We start from the raw sequence: 21,229 nt of genomic DNA, 5'->3' as shown, positions 1-21,229 counted from the left end.
ACTTCTTTTTCTTTTCCCCCTACCCCTGGGCCTCATGGCCTGGGTCCAGGTTGGAGAAGCGGTTGTAAGGCTTGGAGAACATCAGCTTGGCTGATCCCCGCCGGCCTGACCGGTTCTTTTCAATAATAACTTCAACTTCAACGTTTTCCGGATCGTCCTTCGGTTCCTCACCGTCGTCATCCTCATCCCGGTAATAGTCGTCCCGGTAGAGGAAGCCAACGATGTCGGCGTCCTGTTCGATTGACCCGGATTCCCGCAAGTCTGACAAAATTGGCCGCTTGTCCTGCCGCTGCTCAACTGACCGCGACAACTGCGACAGGGAAATTACCGGCACGTGCAATTCCTTGGCCATCTTCTTGAGCTGGCGGGAGATCGCGGAAACTTCCTGCTGGCGGGACTCAGTCTTTGGCCCTTCAATCAGCTGCAGGTAGTCGATCACGACCAAGCCCAGGTCGCCCCGCTCCTTTTGCAGGGCCAGGCACTCGGCCCGGATTTCGCTGATCTTGATCCCCGGCGTGTCATCGATATAAATCGGAGCATGCCGCAAGACATTCCCCGCCATTTCCAGCTGTTTCCACTCCTTTTGGTCCAGGATCCCCGTTCTGAGGTGCTGGGAGTCGATCAGGCCCGTTGAGGCCAGCATCCGCTGCACCAGCTGCTCACCAGACATTTCCAGGGAGAAGACCGCTACCGGCTTTTTCTCAGTAACGCCCACATTCTTGGCGATGTTCATGGCAAAAGAGGTCTTCCCGACACCCGGCCGGGCCGCCAAAATGATCAATTCGTCATCATGCAGCCCCGTCGTCATCTCGTCCAGGTAGGCAAAACCCGTCCGTAGACCCGTAACCGCGTCCTGGTTCTGAGCATTATTTGAAATCTGCTCCAAGGCCCCGGCAACCAGGTCCTCAATCTGGTGAAAACCCCCGCTCCCCTTTTCATTGGAGACGTTCATGATCTCATTTTCAGCGTTGCTGAGGATCTCATCCACGCTGTCAGACCCTTGAATGGCACTGGAGATGATCTTCTGGCTGGCGTTGATCAGGTTGCGCAGCTGGGCCTTCTGGTGAACGATGCGGGCATAGTCCTTGGCGTGAAAGGCAGTTGGCGTTGCCAGCAAAAGCTCTGACACGTAGGCCATGTCGCCCAGTTCTTCCAATTGTCCCCGCCGCTTGAGCTCCTCTTGCAGGGTAACCAGGTCGATTGACCTGCTCTCGTCATAGAGGGCCAAAAGGGCGCTGTAGACCAGGCGGTTGGCATGTTCATAAAAATCAGTCGGCTCTAAGACCGAGCTAACTTCGTTGATGACTTCGGGATCAATGAAAATCGCCCCTAAAACGGCTTTTTCAGCAGCAGAATCATGCGGGATCTGCTGCGTGACAAGATTATCCATCAATCACGGCTTCTTTCAGCTTCTTAATTTTCTTGGGTAACGTGGACCCGGACCTTTGATTCAACACCCTTGAAGAGCTTGACTGGCACATTAGTGTAGCCCAGAACCTTGATTGGTTCCCGCAGTTCCAGCTTGTGCTTGTCCAGCTTGATGCCGAACTGCTTGTCCAGGCCTTCGATGATCTTCTTGCTGGAGATTGAACCGAAGAGGCGGGAGTCGCTGCCGGCCTTGGACTTCAGTTCAACCATAGTTTCGTCAGCTTCCAGCTGCTTCTTGATCTCTTGGGCAGCTGCCTTTTGCGCTTCGTATTCAGCCTTTTCGTTGGCTTCCACCCGCTTCAGGGTGTTCAGGTTGCCCTTGTTGGCTTCCTTGGCCAGCCCCCGCTTGATCAGGTAGTTTTGGGCGTAGCCGTCTGGCACGTCCTTGACCTGGCCCCGCTTGCCTCTGCCCTTAACGTCTTGCATAAAAATAACTTTCATCTTTCATAGCTCCTTTTCTTCTTTAACTGTTTTCTTCCAGATATTCGTCAATGGCCGCCAGCAAGCGCTGACAGGCCTCTTCCACCGTCACGTCCTTGATCTGGGTCGCCGCGTTGGACAAGTGGCCACCCCCGCCCAGCTTCTCCATGATCACCTGGACGTTGATATGACCCATCGACCGGGCCGAAATTCCGACCTTGTCGCTGCTTCTTCTTGTGATGGCAAAAGATGCCGACACCCCTTCCAAATCCAGGGCCGTGTCGGCTGCCTGGGCGGTCAGGATCGGGTCGATCACCTTGTCCTCCGGCCCCTGCATGACCGCCATCTTCGGCCGCAGCATCTGCAGGCTGGCCACCAAGTGGCTCTTGACCAGGAAGCTGGAAATGTCTTCCTTCAAAAGCTCGCTGACCACCGAGGAGTCCGCCCCGATCGACCGCAGGTAGCTGGCCGCGTCAAAGGTTCTGGTCCCCGTTCTGAGGGAGAATTCCTTGGAGTCGACCGTGATCCCGGCCAGCATGGCCGTGGCTTCCAGGTTGGTCAAGACCCGGTTGTCCTCAGCTGGCTGCTGGTATTCGACCATTTCCGTCACCAGTTCGCTGGCTGAGGAAGCATATGGCTCCACGTAGGTCAGCATCGGGTTCTCCGGGAATTCTTCCCCCCGCCGGTGGTGGTCGATTACCACGATCCGGTTCTTCAAGCGGTCATAGAGCTTCTGGTCATAAGTGATGGAGTACTTGGAGTGGTCCACCATGACCAAAAGGGAGTTGTCCGTCACGACCGCGTTGGCCTCATCCGGGCTGACAAACAGGTCCAGCTGGGGGTCAGCCGCCTGCATCTTCTTGACCAGGCGGTCAACGTCATAGTTGCAGTGGGCCGTGTCCAGCAAAAAGTAGGCCTTGACCCCGTGCAGACGGGCGATCTTGACGACCCCGATCCCGCTGCCGACAGAGTCCATATCAGGCCGCTGGTGCCCTTGGACGAAGACCTGGTCAACATCCTTGAAGAGCTCGCCCAAGGCCTGGGAAACCATTCTGGCCCGGACCCGGGTGCGCTTTTCCATTGGGTTGGACTTGCCCCCGTAGAAGCGGGCCACCTGGCCCAGTTCCCTAAGAACTACCTGATCCCCGCCCCGGCCTAAGGCCAGGTCCAAGTTGGCCTGGGCCTGGTTGGCGATCTTTCTCAGTGACTCGCCCCCGTAGGCAATCCCGACCGACAAGGTCAAAGGAGTGTTGTTCCGGCTGGTTTCCAGGCGGATCTTGTCCAAAACTGAGAACTTGTCTTCTTCCATGGCTTCCAGGTCCTGCAAGTGGGCCAGAAGCAAAAAGTGGTCCTCATCGATCCGCTTCAGGTAGGCCTTGAACTTCTTGGCATAGTCGTTCAAGGTCGTCTGCAGGTAGGTGCTGGTTCTGGCCAGTTCCTGGTCGTGCATCCGCTCGCTGAGCTCGTCGTAGTTGTCGACAAAAATCTGGCCGATAGCCAGGCGCTCAGCCCGGTACTTGTCAGCCAAGTCAGCATAGCGGGTAATGTCGAGCAGATAAATGACCCCGATGCTGTCTTGGACGACCATTTCAAATTGGTGGTCCCCCCACTTGACCACCTTGCTTTCAGAAGTCTGGGCCTCAAGGGCTTCTTCAACCAGCTTGCCCAGCTTCCGGTCGACTGCCGTAATCGTCTTGCCGATGGCGTCCTTGTCGCCCAGATAGAGCTGCAGGTAGGGGTTGACCCATTGGATGTGCCGGGATTCGTCGTAAAGGAGGATCCCCAGCGGCATCTTGATCATGGCCTCCTGCTCCCCCCGCTTGATCCGGTAGGAGAGGTTGGCCGCGTAATTGTTGGTATTTTTCGCGAGAATGTAAACGCCGAAAACGACCCAAAAGACATCCACGATCAGGACCAGCAACAGCGCCACCCCGAAGATCCGGTTGATGAAGAAAGCCACAACCGTGCTCAGCACCGTCAAGAAGGCGACGCTTGAGAAGGCAATGATCAATCTGGAATCCCGGACGAATTCTGGCAATTCAAGTTTGCGTAAAAAGTTTTTCATAAAATTCTTCCACATCTTTAAAGCAGACTAAACTATCTCCATTATAACCTATTGCCGGCCGCCACAAAACAGAAAAGAAAAAGAGACCGGGAGGAGTCCAGCTCCTTTCGGTCTCTTTATTTGCTTATTGATCCTGCTGCTTAGTCTTCAGCTACGAATGGCAGAAGGCCCATAATCCGGGCTCTCTTGATAGCGTTGGCAACCTTGCGTTGGTTCTTAGCGCTAGTACCAGTGACACGACGTGGCAAGATTTTACCTCTTTCTGAGATAAAACGTTTCAACAGATCAACATCCTTGTAGTCTACGTAGTCGATGTGGTTGGCTGCGATAAAGTCAACCTTGCGGCGACGACGACCACCTCTTCTTTGTTGAGGCATGTCTTCAGATCCTTTCTTGTGTAATTTTAAAATGGAAGATCGTCATTTGAGACGTTGATTGCACCGTCAGAGCTGTCGAACGGGTTGGCATTCGTATCTCCGCCGGCAAAGCCGTCTTTCTTGTTATCTTCATTGAATCCGGCATTAGCAGCCCCGTTTGATTGGGCTGGGTTGCCGAAGGCGTTATTGCCAGCATAGCCGCTGCCGCCGCCAAATCCGGAGTTGAAGCCGGAGTTTTGGCTTTGACCTTGGCCGTAGCCGCCAAACCCGCCGTTTTGCTGACGGCTTTCACGCTCGCGGCGTGATTCGAGCAGTGAGAAGTTGTCCACGAGGACTTCTGTCACGTAAACTCTTTGGCCGTCCTTGTTATCATAGTTTCTGGTCTGGATCCGGCCCTGGATGCCCACCAAACTGCCCTTGCTGGTGAAGTTGCAGAAATTCTCCGCAGCCTTGCGCCAAATCACGCAGCTGATGAAGTCCGCTTCTCTCTGGCCTGATGCATTGGTAAACTGCCGGTCAACGGCTAAAGTGAACGTAGCAACCGAGATGCCGCTCCCAGTAGTACGTAATTCAGGATCACGTGTTAAACGGCCAACAAGTACAACATTATTGATCATACTTATTTCCTTCCTATTCCTGTATTACGGAAAACTACAATTACTTGTCTAACTTGACAGTCATTGAACGCAGAACTGAGTCGTCGATCTTGCTCAAACGGGCAAATTCGTTGACAGCAGCAGCGTCGTCAGCAGTGAAGGTCATGATGTAGTAACTACCTTCACGATACTTTTCGATTTCGTATGCGAAACGACGCTTGCCCCAGTCCTTAGCTTCAACCATTTCACCACCATTGTCAGCGATCACCTTAGTGTACTTGTCAATAATGGCCTTCTTTGCTTCATCGTCAACGTCTGGCTTGATGATGTAAGTAATTTCGTACTTGGTTGTCATAGACTATTGCACCTCCTTTTGGACTAAATGGTTCTTGCTAAAATCAAGAACAAGGAGTAATTGATCTAATTACTCGCAATGCCTAATTTTAGCACAAAATAAAAAAATTACCAAACATTTTTTACACGTGATCCGGGATTTTCTTCCCACTAACTATTACGCCAAAAATGCTGGTAATTTTTTATTTTATCTTACTTTTTTGTTTTTGCTTCTTAGGCTTCCGTTTCCGGCTCGCTTTCAGCTTCGTCTTCGTCTTCAGCCGGTACGACTGCCATGCTTGCCACGGCATTGCCGTCAGCTACCTTGATCAGGCGAACGCCCATAGTTGACCGGCCAGTCTGGGAGACATCGCTGGTCTTGAAGCGGATCATGATCCCGTCAGTGGTGATCAGCATGATGTCGCTTTGCCCGTCAACCACGGCCACGCCAGCCAGAGGACCGTTCTTTTCGCCGATCTTGGCGGTCTGGATCCCCTTGCCGCCCCGGCCCTTGACCGGGTATTCGCTGGCCGCGGTCCGCTTGCCGTAGCCCTTTTCAGAGATGGTCAGAACTTCATCTTCCGGCTTTAAGATCCCGGAGCCAACCACGTAGTCGCCTTCGCGGAGGTTGATCCCCCGGACGCCGGCCGCGCTTCTGCCCATGGCCCGGACGTCGTCTTCATTGAAGGTCACGGCGTAGCCCTGGTGGGTGGCAATCAAAATGTTCTGCTGACCGTCAGTGGTCAGAACGTTGGACAGTTCGTCGCCGTCCTTCAAGGTCAAGGCAATCAGACCGTTGGTCCGGATGTTTTCAAATTCCTTGATCTTGGTCCGCTTGACCGTCCCAAGCTTGGTGATGAAGAAGGCGTAGTCGTCTTCATGCCCTTGCGGCACGCTGACCACGGTCTGGATGTGCTCTCCCTTCTCCAGCTGCAGGAGGTTGACGATTGGCAGGCCCTTGGCGCTTCTGCCGTATTCCGGGATTTCGTAGGCCTTCTTCATGTAGACCTTGCCCTTGTTGGTGTAGAAGAAGAGGTAGTCGTGGGTGCTTGAGTAGAGCAGGTGCTCGATGAAGTCGCCCTTTTGGACGCCCATCCCCTTGATCCCCTTGCCGCCGCGGTTCTGGGTCTTGAAGTCGTCGATCAGCATCCGCTTGACATAGCCCTGGTGGGTCAAGGTCAAAAGGACGTCTTGTTCTTCGATCAAGTCTTCGTCTTCGATCGTGACCACTTCGCTGGCCGTGATCTGGGTCCGGCGCTTGTCGCCAAAGCGCTTCTGGATATCCAGCAGCTCGTCGTAGATGATCTGGTCGATTCTTTCCGGCTTGGCCAGAATGTCCTTGTAGTCAGCAATCTTGACCAAAAGCTCCTGGTATTCGCCTTCGACCTTGTCTCTTTCCAAACCGGTCAGGCGGACCAGACGCATGTCCAGGATGGCCTGGGCCTGGCGGTCGTCCAGGTCAAAGCGGCTGATCAAGCCCGCCTTGGCGATGTCGCTTGATTCAGAGTTCCGGATCAGGCTGACGATTTCGTCGATATGATCCAGCGCTACCCGCAAACCTTCCAGGATGTGGGCTCTGGCTTCAGCCTTTTCCAAGTCGAACTTGGTCCGGCGGGTGATTACGTCTTCCTGGTGGGCCAGGTAGTACTGCAGCATCTGCTTCAAGGTCAGGAACTTCGGTGCCCCGTCCACGATCGCCACCATGTTCATGGCGAAGTTGGACTGCATCTGGGTTTCCTTGAAGAGGTTGTTCAAAACCACGCTGGCGCTGGCATCCCGGCGCACGTCAATCGTGATCCGCATCCCGCTCTGGTCGGATTCATCTCGGACCCCGGTAATGCCGTCGATAACCTTGTCGCGGGCCAATTCAGCAATCTTCTGAACCAATTCAGCCTTGTTGACCAGGTAAGGAATCTCGCTGACGATGATTCTTTCCCGCCCGCTCTTTTCCGTTTCGATTTCGGTCTTGGCCCGGACGACGATATTGCCCTTGCCAGTTTCATAAGCGTGCAGGACCCCGCCCCGGCCCATCAAGATCCCACCGGTTGGGAAGTCCGGCCCTGGGATGGCCTTCATCAGTTCCTTGGTCGTCACGTCCGGGTTCTTCATCAGCATGTGAATGCCGGAAATGACTTCAGACAGGTTGTGCGGCGGAATGTTGGTGGTCATCCCGACCGCGATACCGCTGGAACCGTTGACCAGAAGGTTAGGAATTCTGGCTGGCAGGACGGTCGGTTCGTTTTCCGTGTCGTCGTAGTTTCTCTGCCAGTCAACCGTGTTCTTGTTGATGTCGCGGAGCATTTCCACGGCAATCTTGCTCATTCTGGCTTCAGTGTAACGCATGGCAGCCGGCCGGTCACCGTCAACGGAACCGAAGTTGCCGTGCCCGTCTACCAGCATGTAGCGGTAGGCAAAGTCCTGGGCCATGTGAGCCATGGCCAGGTAAATGGAGGAGTCGCCGTGCGGGTGGTACTTACCCATGACGTCCCCGACGATTCTGGCACTCTTCTTGTAAGGCTTGTCTGGAGTCACGCCCAGCTCGTTCATCCCGTACAGGATCCGCCGCTGGACCGGCTTCAAGCCGTCGCGGACGTCTGGCAAAGCACGCGCCACGATGACGGACATGGCGTAGTCCAAGAAGGAGCTCCGCATCGTTTGCGTCAGATCGACATTTCTGATCCGCCGGTCTTGTCCTTGATTTTCGTTATCCATTCCTACCTCCCATTAAGCATCCAAGTTTTCAACATATTGGGCATTGTCTTCGATGAACTTCCGCCGCGGGCCAACTTCGTTGCCCATCAGCATTTCAAAGACTTCATCCGCGTCCTTGGCGTATTCCGGGTCTACCCGGTCCAGGCGGCGGTTTTCTGGGTCCATGGTCGTCTCCCACAATTGTTCAGCGTCCATTTCCCCCAGCCCCTTGTAGCGCTGCACGATTGGCTTCGGGCTTGGCTGCAATGACCCAAGGTAGTCGTGGAGTTCTTCGTCAGTGTCCAGGTACTTGATCAGCTTGCCCTGGCGCACTTGGTACAGAGGCGGACGGGCGATGTAAACGTAGCCCTTGTCGATCATCGGCCGCATGTAGCGGTAGAAGAGAGTCAAGAGCAGGGTCCGGATGTGGGCCCCGTCGACATCGGCGTCAGTCATGATGATCAGCTTGTGGTAGCGGGCCTTGGAGACGTCAAAGTCTGCCCCAAAGCCAGTCCCCAGGGCCGTAAACAAGGTCCGGATTTCCTGGTTGGCCAGGATCCGGTCCATTGAGGCCTTTTCCACGTTCAGGATCTTCCCCCGGATTGGCAGAATGGCCTGGGTCAGCCGGCTCCGCCCTTGCTTGGCGCTGCCGCCGGCGGAGTCCCCTTCGACGATGAAGAGTTCGGAGATGTTCGGGTCATTTGAAGTGTTGTCGGCCAATTTGCCTGGCAGGTTGGCGATTTCCAGGCCGGACTTCTTCCGGGTAACTTCCCGGGCGCGCTTGGCGGCAACTCTGGCTCTTTCGGCCAATTGCCCCTTTTCCACGATCTTGCGGGCTACCTGCGGGTTTTCCATCAAGAAAGTGGAGAAGGTTTCAGAGAAGGCCCGGTCAACGGCAGTTCTGGCGTCGGAGTTGCCCAGCTTGGTCTTGGTCTGCCCTTCAAACTGCGGGTTCGGGTGCTTGACGGAAATCACGGCCGTCATCCCTTCCCGGATGTCCTCCCCAGACAGGTTGTCGTCGTTTTCCTTCAAGATCTTGGCCTTGTGGGCGTAGTCGTTGACCACCCGGGTCAAGGCTGTCTTGAAGCCCGCCTCGTGCATCCCGCCTTCATAGGTGTGGATGTTGTTGGCAAAAGTCATCAAAGTCGTCTTGTAGCCGGTCGTGTACTGCAGGGAGACTTCAACGTCGATGCCCTCGTACTTGCCTTCCACGTAGATTGGCTCGTCAAAAAGCACCTCCTGGCCCCGGTTGAGGAAGGAGACGTATTCCTTGATCCCGCCTTCGAAGTGGTAGACGTCGGTTTCCGCCGTATCCTTGCGCTTGTCAGTGAAGGTCAGCTTCAGCCCCTTGTTCAAGAAGGCCAGTTCCCGGATCCGGTTCTTCAAGATCTTGTCGTCAAAAACCGTGGTTTCCGTGAAGATGTTCGGGTCCGGCCAGAAGTGGACGATGGTCCCGTGTTCAGTCAAAGGCACGGTCCCGACTTCCTTCAGCTCTTCAACGACCCGGCCGTGGTCAAAGGCAATGTGGTACTTCTTGCCGTCCCGCATAACCGTCACGTTCAGCTTGGTGGACAGGGCGTTGACAACTGAAGCCCCGACCCCGTGCAGACCACCGGAAACCTTGTATCCGCCACCGCCGAACTTACCACCGGCGTGCAGAACCGTATAAACGGTTTCAACGGCTGGCCGGCCGGTCTTCTTTTCGATGTCGACCGGGATCCCCCGCCCGTCGTCTTGAACAGTCACGCTGTTGTCTTCGTTGACGGTGACTTCGATCTTGGTCGCAAAGCCCGCCAGGGCTTCGTCGATCCCGTTGTCGATGATTTCCCAGACCAGGTGGTGCAAGCCTTGGGAGCTGGTTGAGCCAATGTACATCCCCGGACGCTTGCGTACGGCTTCCAGGCCGCCAAGGACTTGAATCTGGCTGGCATTGTACTTGTCAGCTTCTTTTTCAAACTGCTTGGCCTTCTTCAATTTGTTATCTTCGTCTGCCATTTAATCCTTCCTCTTTTTCTATAATTTGGCCGGAATGGATGTAAAAAATTCGCGGCTGTTTGACTATTTCCTGGGAAATACCATCCAGATCGGTTGTCGTAATAAAAGTCTGGGTTTGACCATGGATGAAATTGAGCAGGGCCGCCTGGCGGTTCTGGTCCAGTTCGCTCATCACGTCGTCCAAAAGCAGGATCGGCTCTTCTCCCGTCAGCTGCTTGATCAGCTGGATTTCCGCCAGTTTCAGGCTGAGGGCAATGGTCCGCTGCTGGCCCTGAGAGGCAAACAGGTGGGCATTCTTGCCGTCCAGCTGAAATTCCAGGTCGTCGCGGTGGGGGCCCAGCTGGGTCGTGGCCCGTCTGAGCTCATCGTCAGCGATCTGGTCAAAGCGGTCCAGCAGCTTCTGCTTGATCTGGGCCGGCTGGTCTTCATCCGTAATTTCCTTGGCTGAGGGCCGGTAAAGGACCCGCAGCTCTTCTCTTTGCCCGCTGATGGCCCGGTAGGCCTCGGCCGCGTAACGGTTGAGGTCGGCCAAATAGCGGTAGCGCCGCCAGATCAGTTCACTGGCCGCGGTGGCCACCTGCTCGGTCAAAACCCCGAGCAGAACCTGGTCACTGGCCTGCCGGCGAGCCAGCTGCTTGAGATAGTTGTTTCTCTGCTGGAGCAGCTGCCGATACTGGCTGGCGAAATAGAGATATTCCGGGTTGATCTGGCCGAATTCCAGGTCCATGAAGCGCCGGCGCAAAGAAGGGGCCCCCTTCACCAGTTCCAGGTCTTCCGGAGAAAAGAGGATGGCGTTAAGGTGGCCCACATACTTGGAAAGCCGGGCCTGCTCGACCCGGTTGACCCAGGCGCTCTTGCCCTTCTTGCTGATGACGATGCGCAGGTCAAGGTCCAGCTGGCGCTTGTGGACCCGGCCAGCCAGGCTGGCAAAGTCCTGGCCGAAGGCAATCATCTCCCGGTCATTGCTGGTCCGATGGGACCGGCTGAGGGCCAGAAAGTAGATTGCTTCCAGCAGGTTGGTCTTGCCCTGGGCATTTTCACCCAGAAAAACGTTCACGTGCGGGTCAAATTCCAGGTCAAGGGGAGCCAGGTTGCGGAAACCGCTCTGCTTAAACCGGCCCAGGTACATTAAAGCCCCTGAACCAGCTCGTATTCCTTGCCGGCAATGGTCAAGCGGTCACCAGGATAGAGCTTCCTGCCCCGGCGGTCGTCTTCTTCCCCGTTGACTTGGGCTGGATTGTCCTTGAGGTACCACTTGGCCTGCCCGCCCGAGGAAACGATACACTCATCTTTCAAAAATTGACCGAGGGTGATGAATTCACCATTAATCGCAAAAGTTTCGATAGTCTTCACCTTCAACAATGTAAAACTAAAACTAGTATTCCACTTATAAATTATAGTCTTTTTTCCAAGGAAACTCAATCAAGAAGGCCATTTTTAGGGCCTCTGAGCGCTCATTTGCCTATTTAGTATCGTGGTACATAAAGCAAGTATTCTGGGCTAAAAGCCGTAAAAAACGCTTGTATGAAAAAATGGTCGAAAAAAAGCCACTCCGGAGAGTGGCTTTTGTAAATTATTGGCAGTCTGTTTTAGAAAGTTCGGATTGGAGTGATCAGCTGGACGAATTCGATTGACTGGTCATTTGGCACGACCGTGAATGGCCGCAGGCTTTCCGTGAAGTTGATGATGACCGAGTCAGTTACTGAGGCCCGCAGGGCAGCGGCCATGTAGTCCGGGTTGAAGGAAATGGTCAAGTCCCGGCCAGTTAGGCTGCTGAAGCCGACTTCTTCTTCAATCTTCCCTACTTCTGGTGAATTACCGGAAACCAGGACGGTTTGGTCGGCCACGTTCAGCGTCATTTGGACAGCGTTGGTCCGGTTGGCGTGCGTCAAGAGGCTGGCCCGGCTCAAAGTCTGCATCAAGTCAGAAACTCTGAACTGGACGCTGGTCGTTGATTCAGTTGGCAAAAGTCGGTCAACGTCCGGGTAGGCTCCTTCCAAAAGGCGGGTGTAGAAGGACAGGTTTTCAAATTCAAAGCGGATCTGGCTGTCGCCCAGGTAAACCTTGATGTCCTGGTCAGCGTCGCCGATGATCTGAGCCAGTTCCTGCAGGTTCTTGCCCGGGATGATCAGGGACAGGTCTTCGCTTGGGCCGGCTTCAACGTCGACGATTCTTTGGGACAGGCGGTGGGAGTCAGTAGCCACGGCCTTGATCTGCCCGTTCTTGAAGCTGAAGTTGACCCCGGTCAGAGTTGGCCGGCTTTCTTCGGTAGATACGGCGAAAACAGTCTGGGTGATCAATTCCCGCAGGGTCTTGGACGGCAGACTGAAGGAAGTTCCGGCAATTTCCGGCAGGCGCGGGTAGGCGCTGGCATCCAGGCCGTTGATGGTGTAGTCAGCCTTGTCAGAGGTGATCTGGATCTGGTTGCCTTCCTTGACTTCGAAAGTAAATTCCCTGCCCGGCAACTTGCGGACAATTTCGCTGAACAGGTGGGCGGTCACGACAATAGAGCCGGTTGATTCAACCCGCAGGTCATCAGAAACCGGCTGGTTCAATTCAATGGAAATATCGGCATTGCTGCCTGTCATGATCAATTCAGTTTCGGTCAAGTCCAGCTTGATCCCACTCAAAATTGGAATCTGGGCTCTTGAGGAAACTGCCTTTAAAACGGAATTCAAGTCATTGATAAAAAGATTGCGCTGTACAGTAAATTTCATCTGATCCTCCTTGGTTAGTTTGCTGCTCTCTTTATTTAATTATTTATTATATAGATAGTTGTAGTAGTAGGTCCTGTGAATTCTGTTGATAACTAACCGGAAGCCCGGTAATTCGGACTTTTGCCAGTTGAAAACTTGTGGATAAATCAAGGACTTGTCCACAAGTTATCAACGGACCTATCTTTCCAGCATCTGCCGCAGGTCGGAAACAGCGGACTTGATTTCAGTGTCCGTTTTGATCTGCCGGGCGATTTTGTCGCAGGCATGCATCACGGTCGTGTGGTCCTTACCCCCGAATTCCTGGCCGATTTTCGGCAGGCTGGCGTCGGTGAGCTCGCGGGACAGGTACATGGCAATCTGGCGTGGGATGACGATCTGCCTTACCCGCTTCTTTCCTTTAAGGTCCGGCACTGAGGTCTGGAAGTAGTTGGCCACGACTTCCTGGATCTTGGAAATCTGCAGTCCCCTGCTCTTCTGGACCAGCTTGAGGTCAGCTAAAGCCGACCGGGCTAAGCCAATGTTGATGTCCTGCTTTTGAATGGTGGCCTGGGCCTGGACTTTGACCAGGGCCCCTTCCAGCTCCCGGATATTAGTATCGACCTGACTGGCCACGTAGTCCAGGGTGCTTTCATCGATCTCCAGGCCTTCGGATTCAGCCTTCTTGCGCAGGATGGCGATCCGGGTTTCCAGGTCTGGCGGGGTGATTTCAACCTGCAGTCCCCAGGCAAAACGCGAGACCAGCCGCTCGGACAGGTCGGGAATTTCCGTTGGCAGCCGGTCACTGGTCATGACGATCTGCTTTTGATCATTATAGAGAGTCTCAAAAGTATGGAAGAATTCTTCCTGAATCCCTTCCTTCTTGGCGAAGAACTGGATGTCGTCGACCAAGAGCAGGTCAGCAGTCCGGTATTTCTCCCGGAACTTGTCCTGGGTCTTGTTCTTGATGGAATTGATGAAGTCGTTGACAAAAGTCTCACTTTGAATGTAGACAACCTTGGCATCTGGTCTTTCCGCCAGCATCTGGTGGCCGATCGCCTGCATCAAGTGGGTTTTACCAAGGCCCACGCCCCCGAAGATGAACAAGGGGTTGTAGAAGGTCCCCGGGTTGTCGGCAACCGCCAAAGCGGCCCCGGCAGCCAGTTTGTTGCCCTCGCCTTGAATGAAGTTTTCGAAGGTGTACTTCTCGTTTAAGCGCAGGTCCTTGGTGAATTCCCGGCCCTGCGGCCGGGCTTTCTCGGGCTTGGCCTGCGGCTGGGGCTCCAGCATTCTTTCGCTGCTGGCTGCCGGGCCGTTCTTAACGACGAAAACCGGGTAGATGTCGATTCCCGCGTAGGCATAAGCCGACTGGATCAGGTTAGCGGAGATGTTTTGCTCCCAATACCCCTTTGCCACGGGGGTTTGGACGGAGATTACCAATTCATGGGTGTCCTTGTTGAAGGAGACGGGCTTGGTGTTTTTGAACCAGGCATTATAGGATACTTCGTTAAATTCGGACCGCATTTCAGCGTTGAAGCTATCCCAGAATTTTTCTAAATCGAACAAAAAACATTCCCTCCAAAAAATTTTTTAGCAAAATTATTTTAGCATTTACTGACCAGGTTTTCCACAGGTGGAAGAAAGAAATCCAGAATCCACAGGCTGTGGACAAGAAATAAAAAGATGACTGTGAACTCTGCTGATAATTTTATCAAAATCGGCCAAAAGTGGATAAGTCCTGTGGACAACTTTTCTTAGAGTGGCAAAAGGAGAGCCCACTTTTGACCAGACATATCCACAGGGTGTTGAAAAAGTTTTTGACAGGGTGTGGACTGTGGATAAGTCTGCAAAAAAGCCTGTTGATTGCCGGGAAAAAATTTTTTCGCGGTCTGCTTTCTGTCCACAGGCGGGGGATTAGCTTCAGGCAGTCTAAGGAAAAAATCGGGCAAGTTTGCAAGAAAAAGCTTGGTTTTTTTTGATTTCCGTGCTATTCTAGATAAGAAATTGTGCACGTAGCACTAAAAAATGGAGGTGCAAATATATGTCAACTAAGAGAACTTACCAACCTAAGAAGCGTCACCGTTCACGCGTTCACGGCTTCATGAAGCGTATGGCTACAAGCAACGGCCGTAAGGTATTGGCTAGACGCCGTGCAAAGGGTAGAAAAGTATTATCTGCTTAAGCCACTGAATCCCAGTGGTTTTTTTAATTTGCAAGAGTGTAAAGAGCTTTGAGAAAGTCATATCGAGTTAAATCTGAACAGGATTTTCAGACCGTCTTTGAAAATGGCGAATCAGTTGCCAACCGGGCTTTTGTGATCTATGTCCTGCCTAGAAAGCAGAATAAGCATTTTCGCGTCGGCATCTCTGTCGGCAAGAAGGTCGGTCACACGGCCGTCGTGCGCAACCGTCTCAAGCGCTACATCAGGGCGGTGCTGACCGAGAACCGGGATCGGATTAAGCCGGACCTGGACTTCTTGGTGATTGCCAGACCCTACGCTCGCGATTTTGATTGGGAAAAGACGCGGGAAAACCTGCTTCACGCGCTGAACCTGGCCCACGTCATTGAAGAAGAGCCAAATAAAGAGGAAAAATAGTGAAGGACATTTTATCGAAGAAGAGTACCAAGCGCCTTCTGGCCGCTCTGGCACTGGTGACGGTTTTTGCCCTTGTTCTGAGCGGCTGCGCTTCGCAGACCACCCAGAAGCCAACGCCGATCTCCCATAATTCCAGCAACTGGTGGGATGCCTGGGTAGTTTACTACCTCTCCCAGTTCGTGCTTTGGATTGCCAAAGTCTGCGGGGGCAGCTACGGCTGGGCCATCATCATCTTTACGGTTATCATCCGGGTGATCCTCCTGCCTTTGAACGCGGTGCAGATCAACAGCACCAGAAAGATGCAGGAGATCCAGCCGGAACTGAAGGCCCTGCAAGAGAAGTACTCCAGCAAGGACCTGGAGACCCGGAACAAGCTGAATGAAGAAACGCAGAAGCTTTACAAGGAAGCGGGCGTCAATCCTTACGCCGGCTGCCTGCCGATGGTCATCCAACTGCCGGTTATGTGGGCCCTGTACCAGGCCATCTGGCGGACGCCAGAGCTGCAGAACGGTAAATTCTTGTGGATGGACCTGGGCAAGCCAGACCCATACTACATCCTGCCGGTTTTGGCAGCGGTATTTACCTTCCTGTCCTCATATATCGCGACTCTGTCGGTGCCTAAGTCTTCCCAGACCACGATGACCAAGGTCATGAGCTATGCCATGGCGATCATGGTCGGGATCTGGGCCATCGTCTTCCAGTCCGCGATCTCCCTTTACTGGGTGATCTCCAACCTCTTCCAGGTTGGCCAGACCCTGGTCCTGCAGAACCCATTCAAGTACCGCAGGGAACAGGAAGCCAAGGAAGAAGCTGAACGCGAGCGCCAGCGCAAGATGCGGCGGGCTTACAAGCGGATCAAGCGGAAATAATTGAATATTCATCTAAAGTTTTTTAGATAAAGTAGTGAAAGTGCTTTATCCATCATTTTTCATGGTGGAAATTGCGCTTTTTTTATTGGAAAAAAACGAGGTAACGAGATGGTTCAACGTTTAACTGAATTTGATACGATCGCGGCGATCTCAACGCCGCTGGGAGAAGGCGGGATCTCCATCGTCCGCGTCTCCGGGGAAGATGCGGTCGCCATTGTCAACCGCTTGTTTAAGGGCAAGGACTTGGAAAAAGTTCCCAGCCACACGATCAACTACGGCCACATCGTGGATCCGGCGACTGGGCAGGTGATTGACGAGGTCATGGCCTCCGTCATGCTGGCGCCGAAGACTTTTACCAAGGAAGACATCGTGGAAATCAACTGCCACGGGGGGATCGTGGTCACTAACGACATCCTGCAGCTGCTCTTGGCCAATGGGGCCAGAATGGCTGACCCGGGCGAATTTACCAAGCGGGCCTTCGTCAATGGCCGGATCGACCTGACCCAGGCTGAAAGCGTGATGGACATCATCCGGGCCAAGACTGACAAGGCCCGGCAGGTGGCGGTCAAGCAGCTCTCCGGCGGCCTCTTGACGGAAATCCGGGCCCTGCGCCAGGAAATCCTGGACGTTTTGGCCAATGTCGAGGTCAATATCGACTACCCGGAATACGATGAAGAAGAAGTGACGGCGCAAAAGATGCTGGCTTGCGCGGAAGATGTTAGCGGCAAGATTGATCGCCTCTTGGAAACGGCCCAGGAGGGGCAGATTCTCAGAAACGGCTTGAAGACGGCGATTGTCGGCCGGCCTAACGTGGGCAAGTCCTCTCTTTTGAACTACTTGACCCAAAGCGACAAGGCGATCGTGACGGATGTGGCCGGAACCACCCGGGACACCCTGGAAGAGTTCGTGTCCGTCAAGGGGGTGCCGCTGGAGTTGATCGACACGGCCGGGATTCACCATACCGAGGACCAGGTGGAAAAAATCGGGGTTGAGCGGTCGAAGAAGGCCATTGCCCAGGCGGACCTGATCCTGCTTTTGCTGGACGGCAGCCAGGAATTAACGGAAGAAGACCGGCAGCTTTTGGATCTGACAAATGGCAAAAAGCGGATCATCGTGCTGAATAAAACGGACCTGGGTCAGAAGCTGGCCGCGTCTGAGATCGCTGAAGAAAGCGGCAGTGAAGTGATCAGCACCTCGATCATGATGAAGGAAAACCTGGACGAATTGGAAGCCTTGATCAAGAAGCTGTTCTTCAAGGGGATCGAAAACTCCAACGACCAGGTTCTGGTGACCAACCAGCGGCAGGCGGGCCTTTTGGCCAAGGCCAAGCAGCAATTGGCCGACGTGGCCAGCGGGATTGAAGACGGGATGCCGGTCGACCTGGTCCAGATCGACTTTACCGGAGCCTGGGAAAGCCTGGGCGAAATCACCGGAGATAGCGCGCCAGATGAATTGATCAATGACCTCTTCAGTCAGTTCTGCTTAGGGAAATAGCGAGGAAGGCAAGGAAGACGAAAAAGATGAAGACTTATGTTTCAAACGAATATGACGTAATCGTGGTCGGCGCCGGCCACGCGGGCTGCGAAGCAGCCCTGGCCAGTGCCCGGATGGGGGAGAAGACCCTGCTTTTGACCATCGGCCTGGACATGGTGGCCTTTATGCCCTGCAACCCGTCAGTCGGCGGCCCGGCCAAGGGGACCGTGGTCAGAGAAATCGACGCTTTAGGCGGGGAGATGGGCAAAAACATCGACAAGACCTACATCCAGATGCGGATGCTGAACACGGGCAAGGGGCCGGCTGTCCGGGCATTAAGAGCCCAAGCTGACAAGTGGGACTACCACGAAGAGATGAAGCGGACCATCGAAAACACCCCTAATTTGACCCTGCGCCAGGCGGTCGTTGACGACTTGATCGTTGAAGACGGGGAATGCCGGGGCGTGGTGACCAACACCGGGGCCCGCTACCGGGCCAAGAGCGTGGTCTTGACGACAGGGACCGCGGCCAGAGGGCGGATTTTTATCGGGGAACTGAACTACTCATCCGGCCCCAACAACACGATTCCAGCCATCAAGCTGTCAGAAAGCCTGGAGAGACTGGGCTTCAAGCTGCGCCGCTTTAAGACCGGGACGCCGCCGCGGGTCAACAAGCACACCATCGACTACTCCAAGACCGAAGAAGAGCCGGGTGACAAGGAACCCCGCCACTTCTCCTTTACCAGCAAGGATGAAGACTACCTGACTGACCAGACTTCCTGCTGGATGACCTACACCAACCCGAAGACCCATGAAATCATCAATGAAAACCTGGACCGGTCACCGATGTTCTCCGGTGACATCGTCGGGGTAGGGCCGCGCTACTGCCCGTCAATTGAAACCAAGGTCGTCCGTTTCGCTGACAAGGACCGGCACCAGATCTTCCTGGAACCGGAAGGGCGGAAGACGGAAGAAATCTATGTCGGGGACTTTTCAACCTCCATGCCGGAAGAAATCCAGCTGGAAATGCTGCACACGGTCGCCGGCCTGGAAAAGGTTGAAATGATGCGGCCGGGCTACGCCATTGAATACGACGTGGTCGACCCATGGCAGTTGACCCACACTTTAGAAACCAAGCGGATCAAGCACCTGTATACGGCCGGGCAGATGAACGGGACTTCCGGCTATGAAGAAGCCGCTGGCCAGGGCTTGATTGCCGGGATTAACGCGGCCTTGAGCGCGGAAGGCAAGCCAGCCTTTACCCTGGGGCGCGATGAAGCCTACATCGGGGTTTTGATCGATGACCTGGTAACCAAGGGGACGGAAGAACCTTACCGGCTTTTGACCAGCCGGGCTGAATACCGCCTGCTCCTCCGCCACGACAATGCTGACCTCCGCTTGACGGAAAAGGGGCATGACCTGGGCTTGATTGACGATGACCGCTATGCTGAATTTTTGGCCAAGAAGGAACTGATCCAGGAAGACCTGGACCGGCTGGGCGAGATCACCGTCCACCCGACCATTGCCGTCAACGAATACCTGGCTGGTTTAGGCGAAACTGGCTTAAATGGCGGGGTCAAGGCAGACGTCTTCCTCAGACGGCCAAAGGTGACGGTTGAAGACGTTGAGCGCTTGACCGGGCAGAAACTGGCCGGGGACCGCTATGTCAAGGAACAGGTGGAAATCGACATCAAGTATGCCGGCTACATCAAGAAGCAGGAGATTCAAGTGGCCCGCCTGCGCCGGCAGGAAGCCAAGAAGATCCCGAAGGACATCGACTATGACCAGATCGAGGGTCTGGCGACTGAAGCCCGGGAGAAGTTCGCCAAGATCCGGCCGGAAACCCTGGCCCAGGCGGAAAGAATCTCCGGGGTCAACCCGGCCGATTTGGCCATCTTGAGCGTCTACGTACAAAACGGAAAATACGCCAAGGTTCAGAAGTAAGTTAAAAGGCGAACCCGGTGGGGTTCGCCTTTTTTTGCTGTGGGGGGATGCATATGGCTTTTTTGAGTGGATAAAAAATGAGAGTAATTCTCAATTGTTTTTGTTCTTTCTAGTGAGCTTAGTTCCGATAGCGATAAGCAAAACGACTACGGTGTAGCCACCGCCAAGCAGCAACTCTGCAAACCAGAATTGGCTGCTGGCACTAGCGAGGTGCTCACCAAAAATCATGGGACCGAAGCAGTAATAGGCATTGTAGAGGGTGATTAAGACTAGACCAAATATAATGATCAAGACTAATCCACCAAGCCAACTGACTAACTTTTTAATGAAATTCATCCCAACCACATTCGGCGCCCCAAAGAGCTACAGATCCCCAACCAATTCCAGGCATAGCAAGTTTTGCAAGACGCTTAACGGCAAAGCTTGCTACTTTCTTAGATGCATATTTAGTTATTGTGCGTACCATTATAGAAGAGGCCTTTTTCCAGGCGTGTGATTTTAAATACTTAACTGTTAAAGGTTTAAATATTACTTTTGCTAGATTTTTAAGTTCACCCATACCCATTTTATTTAGCATACATTTTCCTCTTTTTTCGAAAAACTGTACTGCTCAATTTTTTCACTCTTAGCTAAGGCTATTTCTGTAGTACTAGTTATACTTTCAGAAGTAGCAGTTGCAAGAACGAGAGCAATTAGACAAGAAATCAGGATATTTTTTAGTTTCATAGTTTTACCTCATAACACAACTTATTTATAATATGTATAATAATACGCGAGCAGGAACGTGTCAATATCATTATATAAATACTGGAATACAGGAGTGGGCAGTCAGGTTATAAACTAGTGTAGCGTCATACTGATATTTTTAAAATGTTGCTAAATTCTGGTATGATCTCTGTAGTATATCTATTAATTAGCTACGGAGGATTATCCTCCATGACGCCTACTTCTAAAAAATACATTGTTACTTAAACTTCCCACTTGCAAAAGTGGGAAGTTTAAGTTCTTTACAATAATTGTTAACTTCATTGTCGCTGCAGCCGTAATCATGACCATCGCTGCTAGAGCTGGTTACCGGCGGACAGCGCGGAACATCGGCATCGCCGGAGCAGTGATCATTATTATTGCTTTTTGCGGAATGAATTATTTTATCACGTTCATGTAGTCAAGCGGTCAAGTCCCTAGGGGCTTGACCGCTTTTTTACTTGAAATAATCGACTGCCTTTATACTTTTTTAAAAATTAATAAAAACTTTACCTAAAAATATTCTCCGTAAGTTAGCTACTTTTTCACAAAAAAGAAAGGGAAGATAGCACAAACTTTTTATCCGGAAAAAGCAAGTTTGTGAATTAACTAGCTTAAAAAGCGGCTAATCCTTGCTATAGTAGGTTTTGATAGCACTTGCAAAAGTGAAAAAATGTGGTTTAATAAAGGGCTGTAAGTAATAATTTTTAAGGAGATTCACTTATGGCAAAAATTAAGGGCGCAAACGCCGTTTTAGATGTTATGTACAAGTGGGGCATTGACCACCTTTACGGTTTCCCAGGTGGTTCTTTTGACTCAACCATGAACGCGATCTACGAAATGCAAGACAAGATCAAGTTCATCGAAGTTCGTCACGAAGAAGCCGGTGCCTTGGCTGCCTCAGCAGAATACAAGCTTACTGGCAAGCTTGGTGTCTGCATGGGTTCAGCCGGCCCTGGTGCCATCCACTTGATGAACGGCTTGTACGACGCTAAGTACGACAAGA

The 21,229-nt window shown here is 53.1% G+C and carries 20 protein-coding genes; 6 read left to right on the top strand and 14 right to left on the bottom strand.

Annotation, left to right across the window (positions count from 1 at the left end):
• Positions 1–19 precede the first annotated feature (19 nt).
• From dnaB to dnaA, 12 genes are all read right to left on the bottom strand, one after another.
• Positions 20–1,390, bottom strand: a complete 1,371-nt coding sequence (gene dnaB, locus ACI32D_RS02190; RefSeq protein ID WP_439775021.1) for a replicative DNA helicase — start codon at positions 1,388–1,390, stop codon at positions 20–22.
• A 23-nt stretch (positions 1,391–1,413) separates the two neighbouring features.
• A complete protein-coding gene (gene rplI / locus ACI32D_RS02185; RefSeq protein WP_439775020.1) occupies positions 1,414–1,869 on the bottom strand; it encodes a 50S ribosomal protein L9 in 456 nt (151 codons plus the stop codon).
• Positions 1,870–1,891: 22 nt separating this feature from the next.
• The gene (locus tag ACI32D_RS02180) at positions 1,892–3,913 is read right to left on the bottom strand and encodes a DHH family phosphoesterase (protein ID WP_439775019.1); all 2,022 of its coding nucleotides are present in this window, start codon (positions 3,911–3,913) and stop codon (positions 1,892–1,894) included.
• A gap of 140 nt (positions 3,914–4,053) precedes the next feature.
• Entirely contained in the window at positions 4,054–4,290 is a 237-nt protein-coding gene (rpsR, locus tag ACI32D_RS02175) for a 30S ribosomal protein S18 (protein WP_003612635.1), read from the bottom strand.
• Between the two features lie 26 nt (positions 4,291–4,316).
• Positions 4,317–4,907: a single-stranded DNA-binding protein gene (ssb, locus tag ACI32D_RS02170; protein ID WP_439775018.1), complete on the bottom strand. Its 591-nt coding sequence runs from the start codon at positions 4,905–4,907 to the stop codon at positions 4,317–4,319.
• 40 nt (positions 4,908–4,947) lie between these two features.
• The gene (rpsF, locus tag ACI32D_RS02165; RefSeq protein ID WP_412136694.1) at positions 4,948–5,241 is read right to left on the bottom strand and encodes a 30S ribosomal protein S6; all 294 of its coding nucleotides are present in this window, start codon (positions 5,239–5,241) and stop codon (positions 4,948–4,950) included.
• A gap of 212 nt (positions 5,242–5,453) precedes the next feature.
• Positions 5,454–7,931 (bottom strand): DNA gyrase subunit A, encoded by a 2,478-nt coding sequence (gene gyrA, locus ACI32D_RS02160; RefSeq protein ID WP_439775017.1) that lies wholly within the window; start codon positions 7,929–7,931, stop codon positions 5,454–5,456.
• A 12-nt stretch (positions 7,932–7,943) separates the two neighbouring features.
• On the bottom strand, positions 7,944–9,905 hold the full coding sequence (gene gyrB / locus ACI32D_RS02155; RefSeq protein WP_270448922.1) for a DNA topoisomerase (ATP-hydrolyzing) subunit B: 1,962 nt from the start codon (positions 9,903–9,905) through the stop codon (positions 7,944–7,946).
• Entirely contained in the window at positions 9,889–11,034 is a 1,146-nt protein-coding gene (gene recF, locus ACI32D_RS02150; RefSeq protein WP_439775016.1) for a DNA replication/repair protein RecF, read from the bottom strand. The genes gyrB and recF overlap by 17 nt, the downstream gene beginning before the upstream one ends.
• Positions 11,034–11,264 (bottom strand): S4 domain-containing protein YaaA, encoded by a 231-nt coding sequence (gene yaaA, locus ACI32D_RS02145; RefSeq protein ID WP_439775015.1) that lies wholly within the window; start codon positions 11,262–11,264, stop codon positions 11,034–11,036. The genes recF and yaaA overlap by 1 nt, the downstream gene beginning before the upstream one ends.
• A 230-nt stretch (positions 11,265–11,494) precedes the next feature.
• Positions 11,495–12,622: a DNA polymerase III subunit beta gene (gene dnaN / locus ACI32D_RS02140; RefSeq protein WP_439775014.1), complete on the bottom strand. Its 1,128-nt coding sequence runs from the start codon at positions 12,620–12,622 to the stop codon at positions 11,495–11,497.
• A gap of 177 nt (positions 12,623–12,799) precedes the next feature.
• On the bottom strand, positions 12,800–14,164 hold the full coding sequence (dnaA, locus tag ACI32D_RS02135; protein ID WP_439775013.1) for a chromosomal replication initiator protein DnaA: 1,365 nt from the start codon (positions 14,162–14,164) through the stop codon (positions 12,800–12,802).
• Positions 14,165–14,639: 475 nt separating this feature from the next.
• Here dnaA and rpmH point away from each other — a divergent pair, with 475 nt between their 5' ends.
• From rpmH to mnmG, 5 genes are all read left to right on the top strand, one after another.
• Positions 14,640–14,780, top strand: a complete 141-nt coding sequence (gene rpmH / locus ACI32D_RS02130) for a 50S ribosomal protein L34 (protein ID WP_008459582.1) — start codon at positions 14,640–14,642, stop codon at positions 14,778–14,780.
• A 48-nt stretch (positions 14,781–14,828) separates the two neighbouring features.
• Entirely contained in the window at positions 14,829–15,194 is a 366-nt protein-coding gene (gene rnpA / locus ACI32D_RS02125) for a ribonuclease P protein component (RefSeq protein ID WP_439775012.1), read from the top strand.
• Positions 15,194–16,063, top strand: coding sequence for a membrane protein insertase YidC (locus ACI32D_RS02120; protein WP_439775011.1), 870 nt, complete (start codon positions 15,194–15,196; stop codon positions 16,061–16,063). Before rnpA ends, ACI32D_RS02120 begins: the two co-directional genes overlap by 1 nt.
• Before the next feature lie 108 nt (positions 16,064–16,171).
• Positions 16,172–17,557: a tRNA uridine-5-carboxymethylaminomethyl(34) synthesis GTPase MnmE gene (gene mnmE / locus ACI32D_RS02115; RefSeq protein ID WP_439775010.1), complete on the top strand. Its 1,386-nt coding sequence runs from the start codon at positions 16,172–16,174 to the stop codon at positions 17,555–17,557.
• A 26-nt stretch (positions 17,558–17,583) separates the two neighbouring features.
• Positions 17,584–19,479, top strand: coding sequence for a tRNA uridine-5-carboxymethylaminomethyl(34) synthesis enzyme MnmG (mnmG, locus tag ACI32D_RS02110; protein ID WP_439775009.1), 1,896 nt, complete (start codon positions 17,584–17,586; stop codon positions 19,477–19,479).
• A gap of 90 nt (positions 19,480–19,569) precedes the next feature.
• On the opposite strand, the gene ACI32D_RS02105 is transcribed toward mnmG, so the two are convergent.
• Together ACI32D_RS02105 and ACI32D_RS02100 are read right to left on the bottom strand one after the other, a co-directional pair.
• Positions 19,570–19,815 (bottom strand): hypothetical protein, encoded by a 246-nt coding sequence (locus ACI32D_RS02105; RefSeq protein WP_373868171.1) that lies wholly within the window; start codon positions 19,813–19,815, stop codon positions 19,570–19,572.
• The gene (locus tag ACI32D_RS02100; protein ID WP_439775008.1) at positions 19,802–20,056 is read right to left on the bottom strand and encodes a hypothetical protein; all 255 of its coding nucleotides are present in this window, start codon (positions 20,054–20,056) and stop codon (positions 19,802–19,804) included. Before ACI32D_RS02100 ends, ACI32D_RS02105 begins: the two co-directional genes overlap by 14 nt.
• Positions 20,057–20,946: 890 nt before the next feature.
• On the opposite strand from ACI32D_RS02100, the gene ACI32D_RS02095 reads away from it, so the two are divergent.
• On the top strand, positions 20,947–21,229 hold a 283-nt coding region (locus ACI32D_RS02095; protein WP_439775007.1), incomplete at its 3' end, for a thiamine pyrophosphate-binding protein.

Source organism: Lactobacillus sp., assembly GCF_051873315.1.
Classification (GTDB): Bacteria; Bacillota; Bacilli; order Lactobacillales; family Lactobacillaceae; genus Lactobacillus.
Note: the sequence above shows the minus strand (reverse complement) of the source record. Positions and strands in the feature narration are given on the sequence as shown.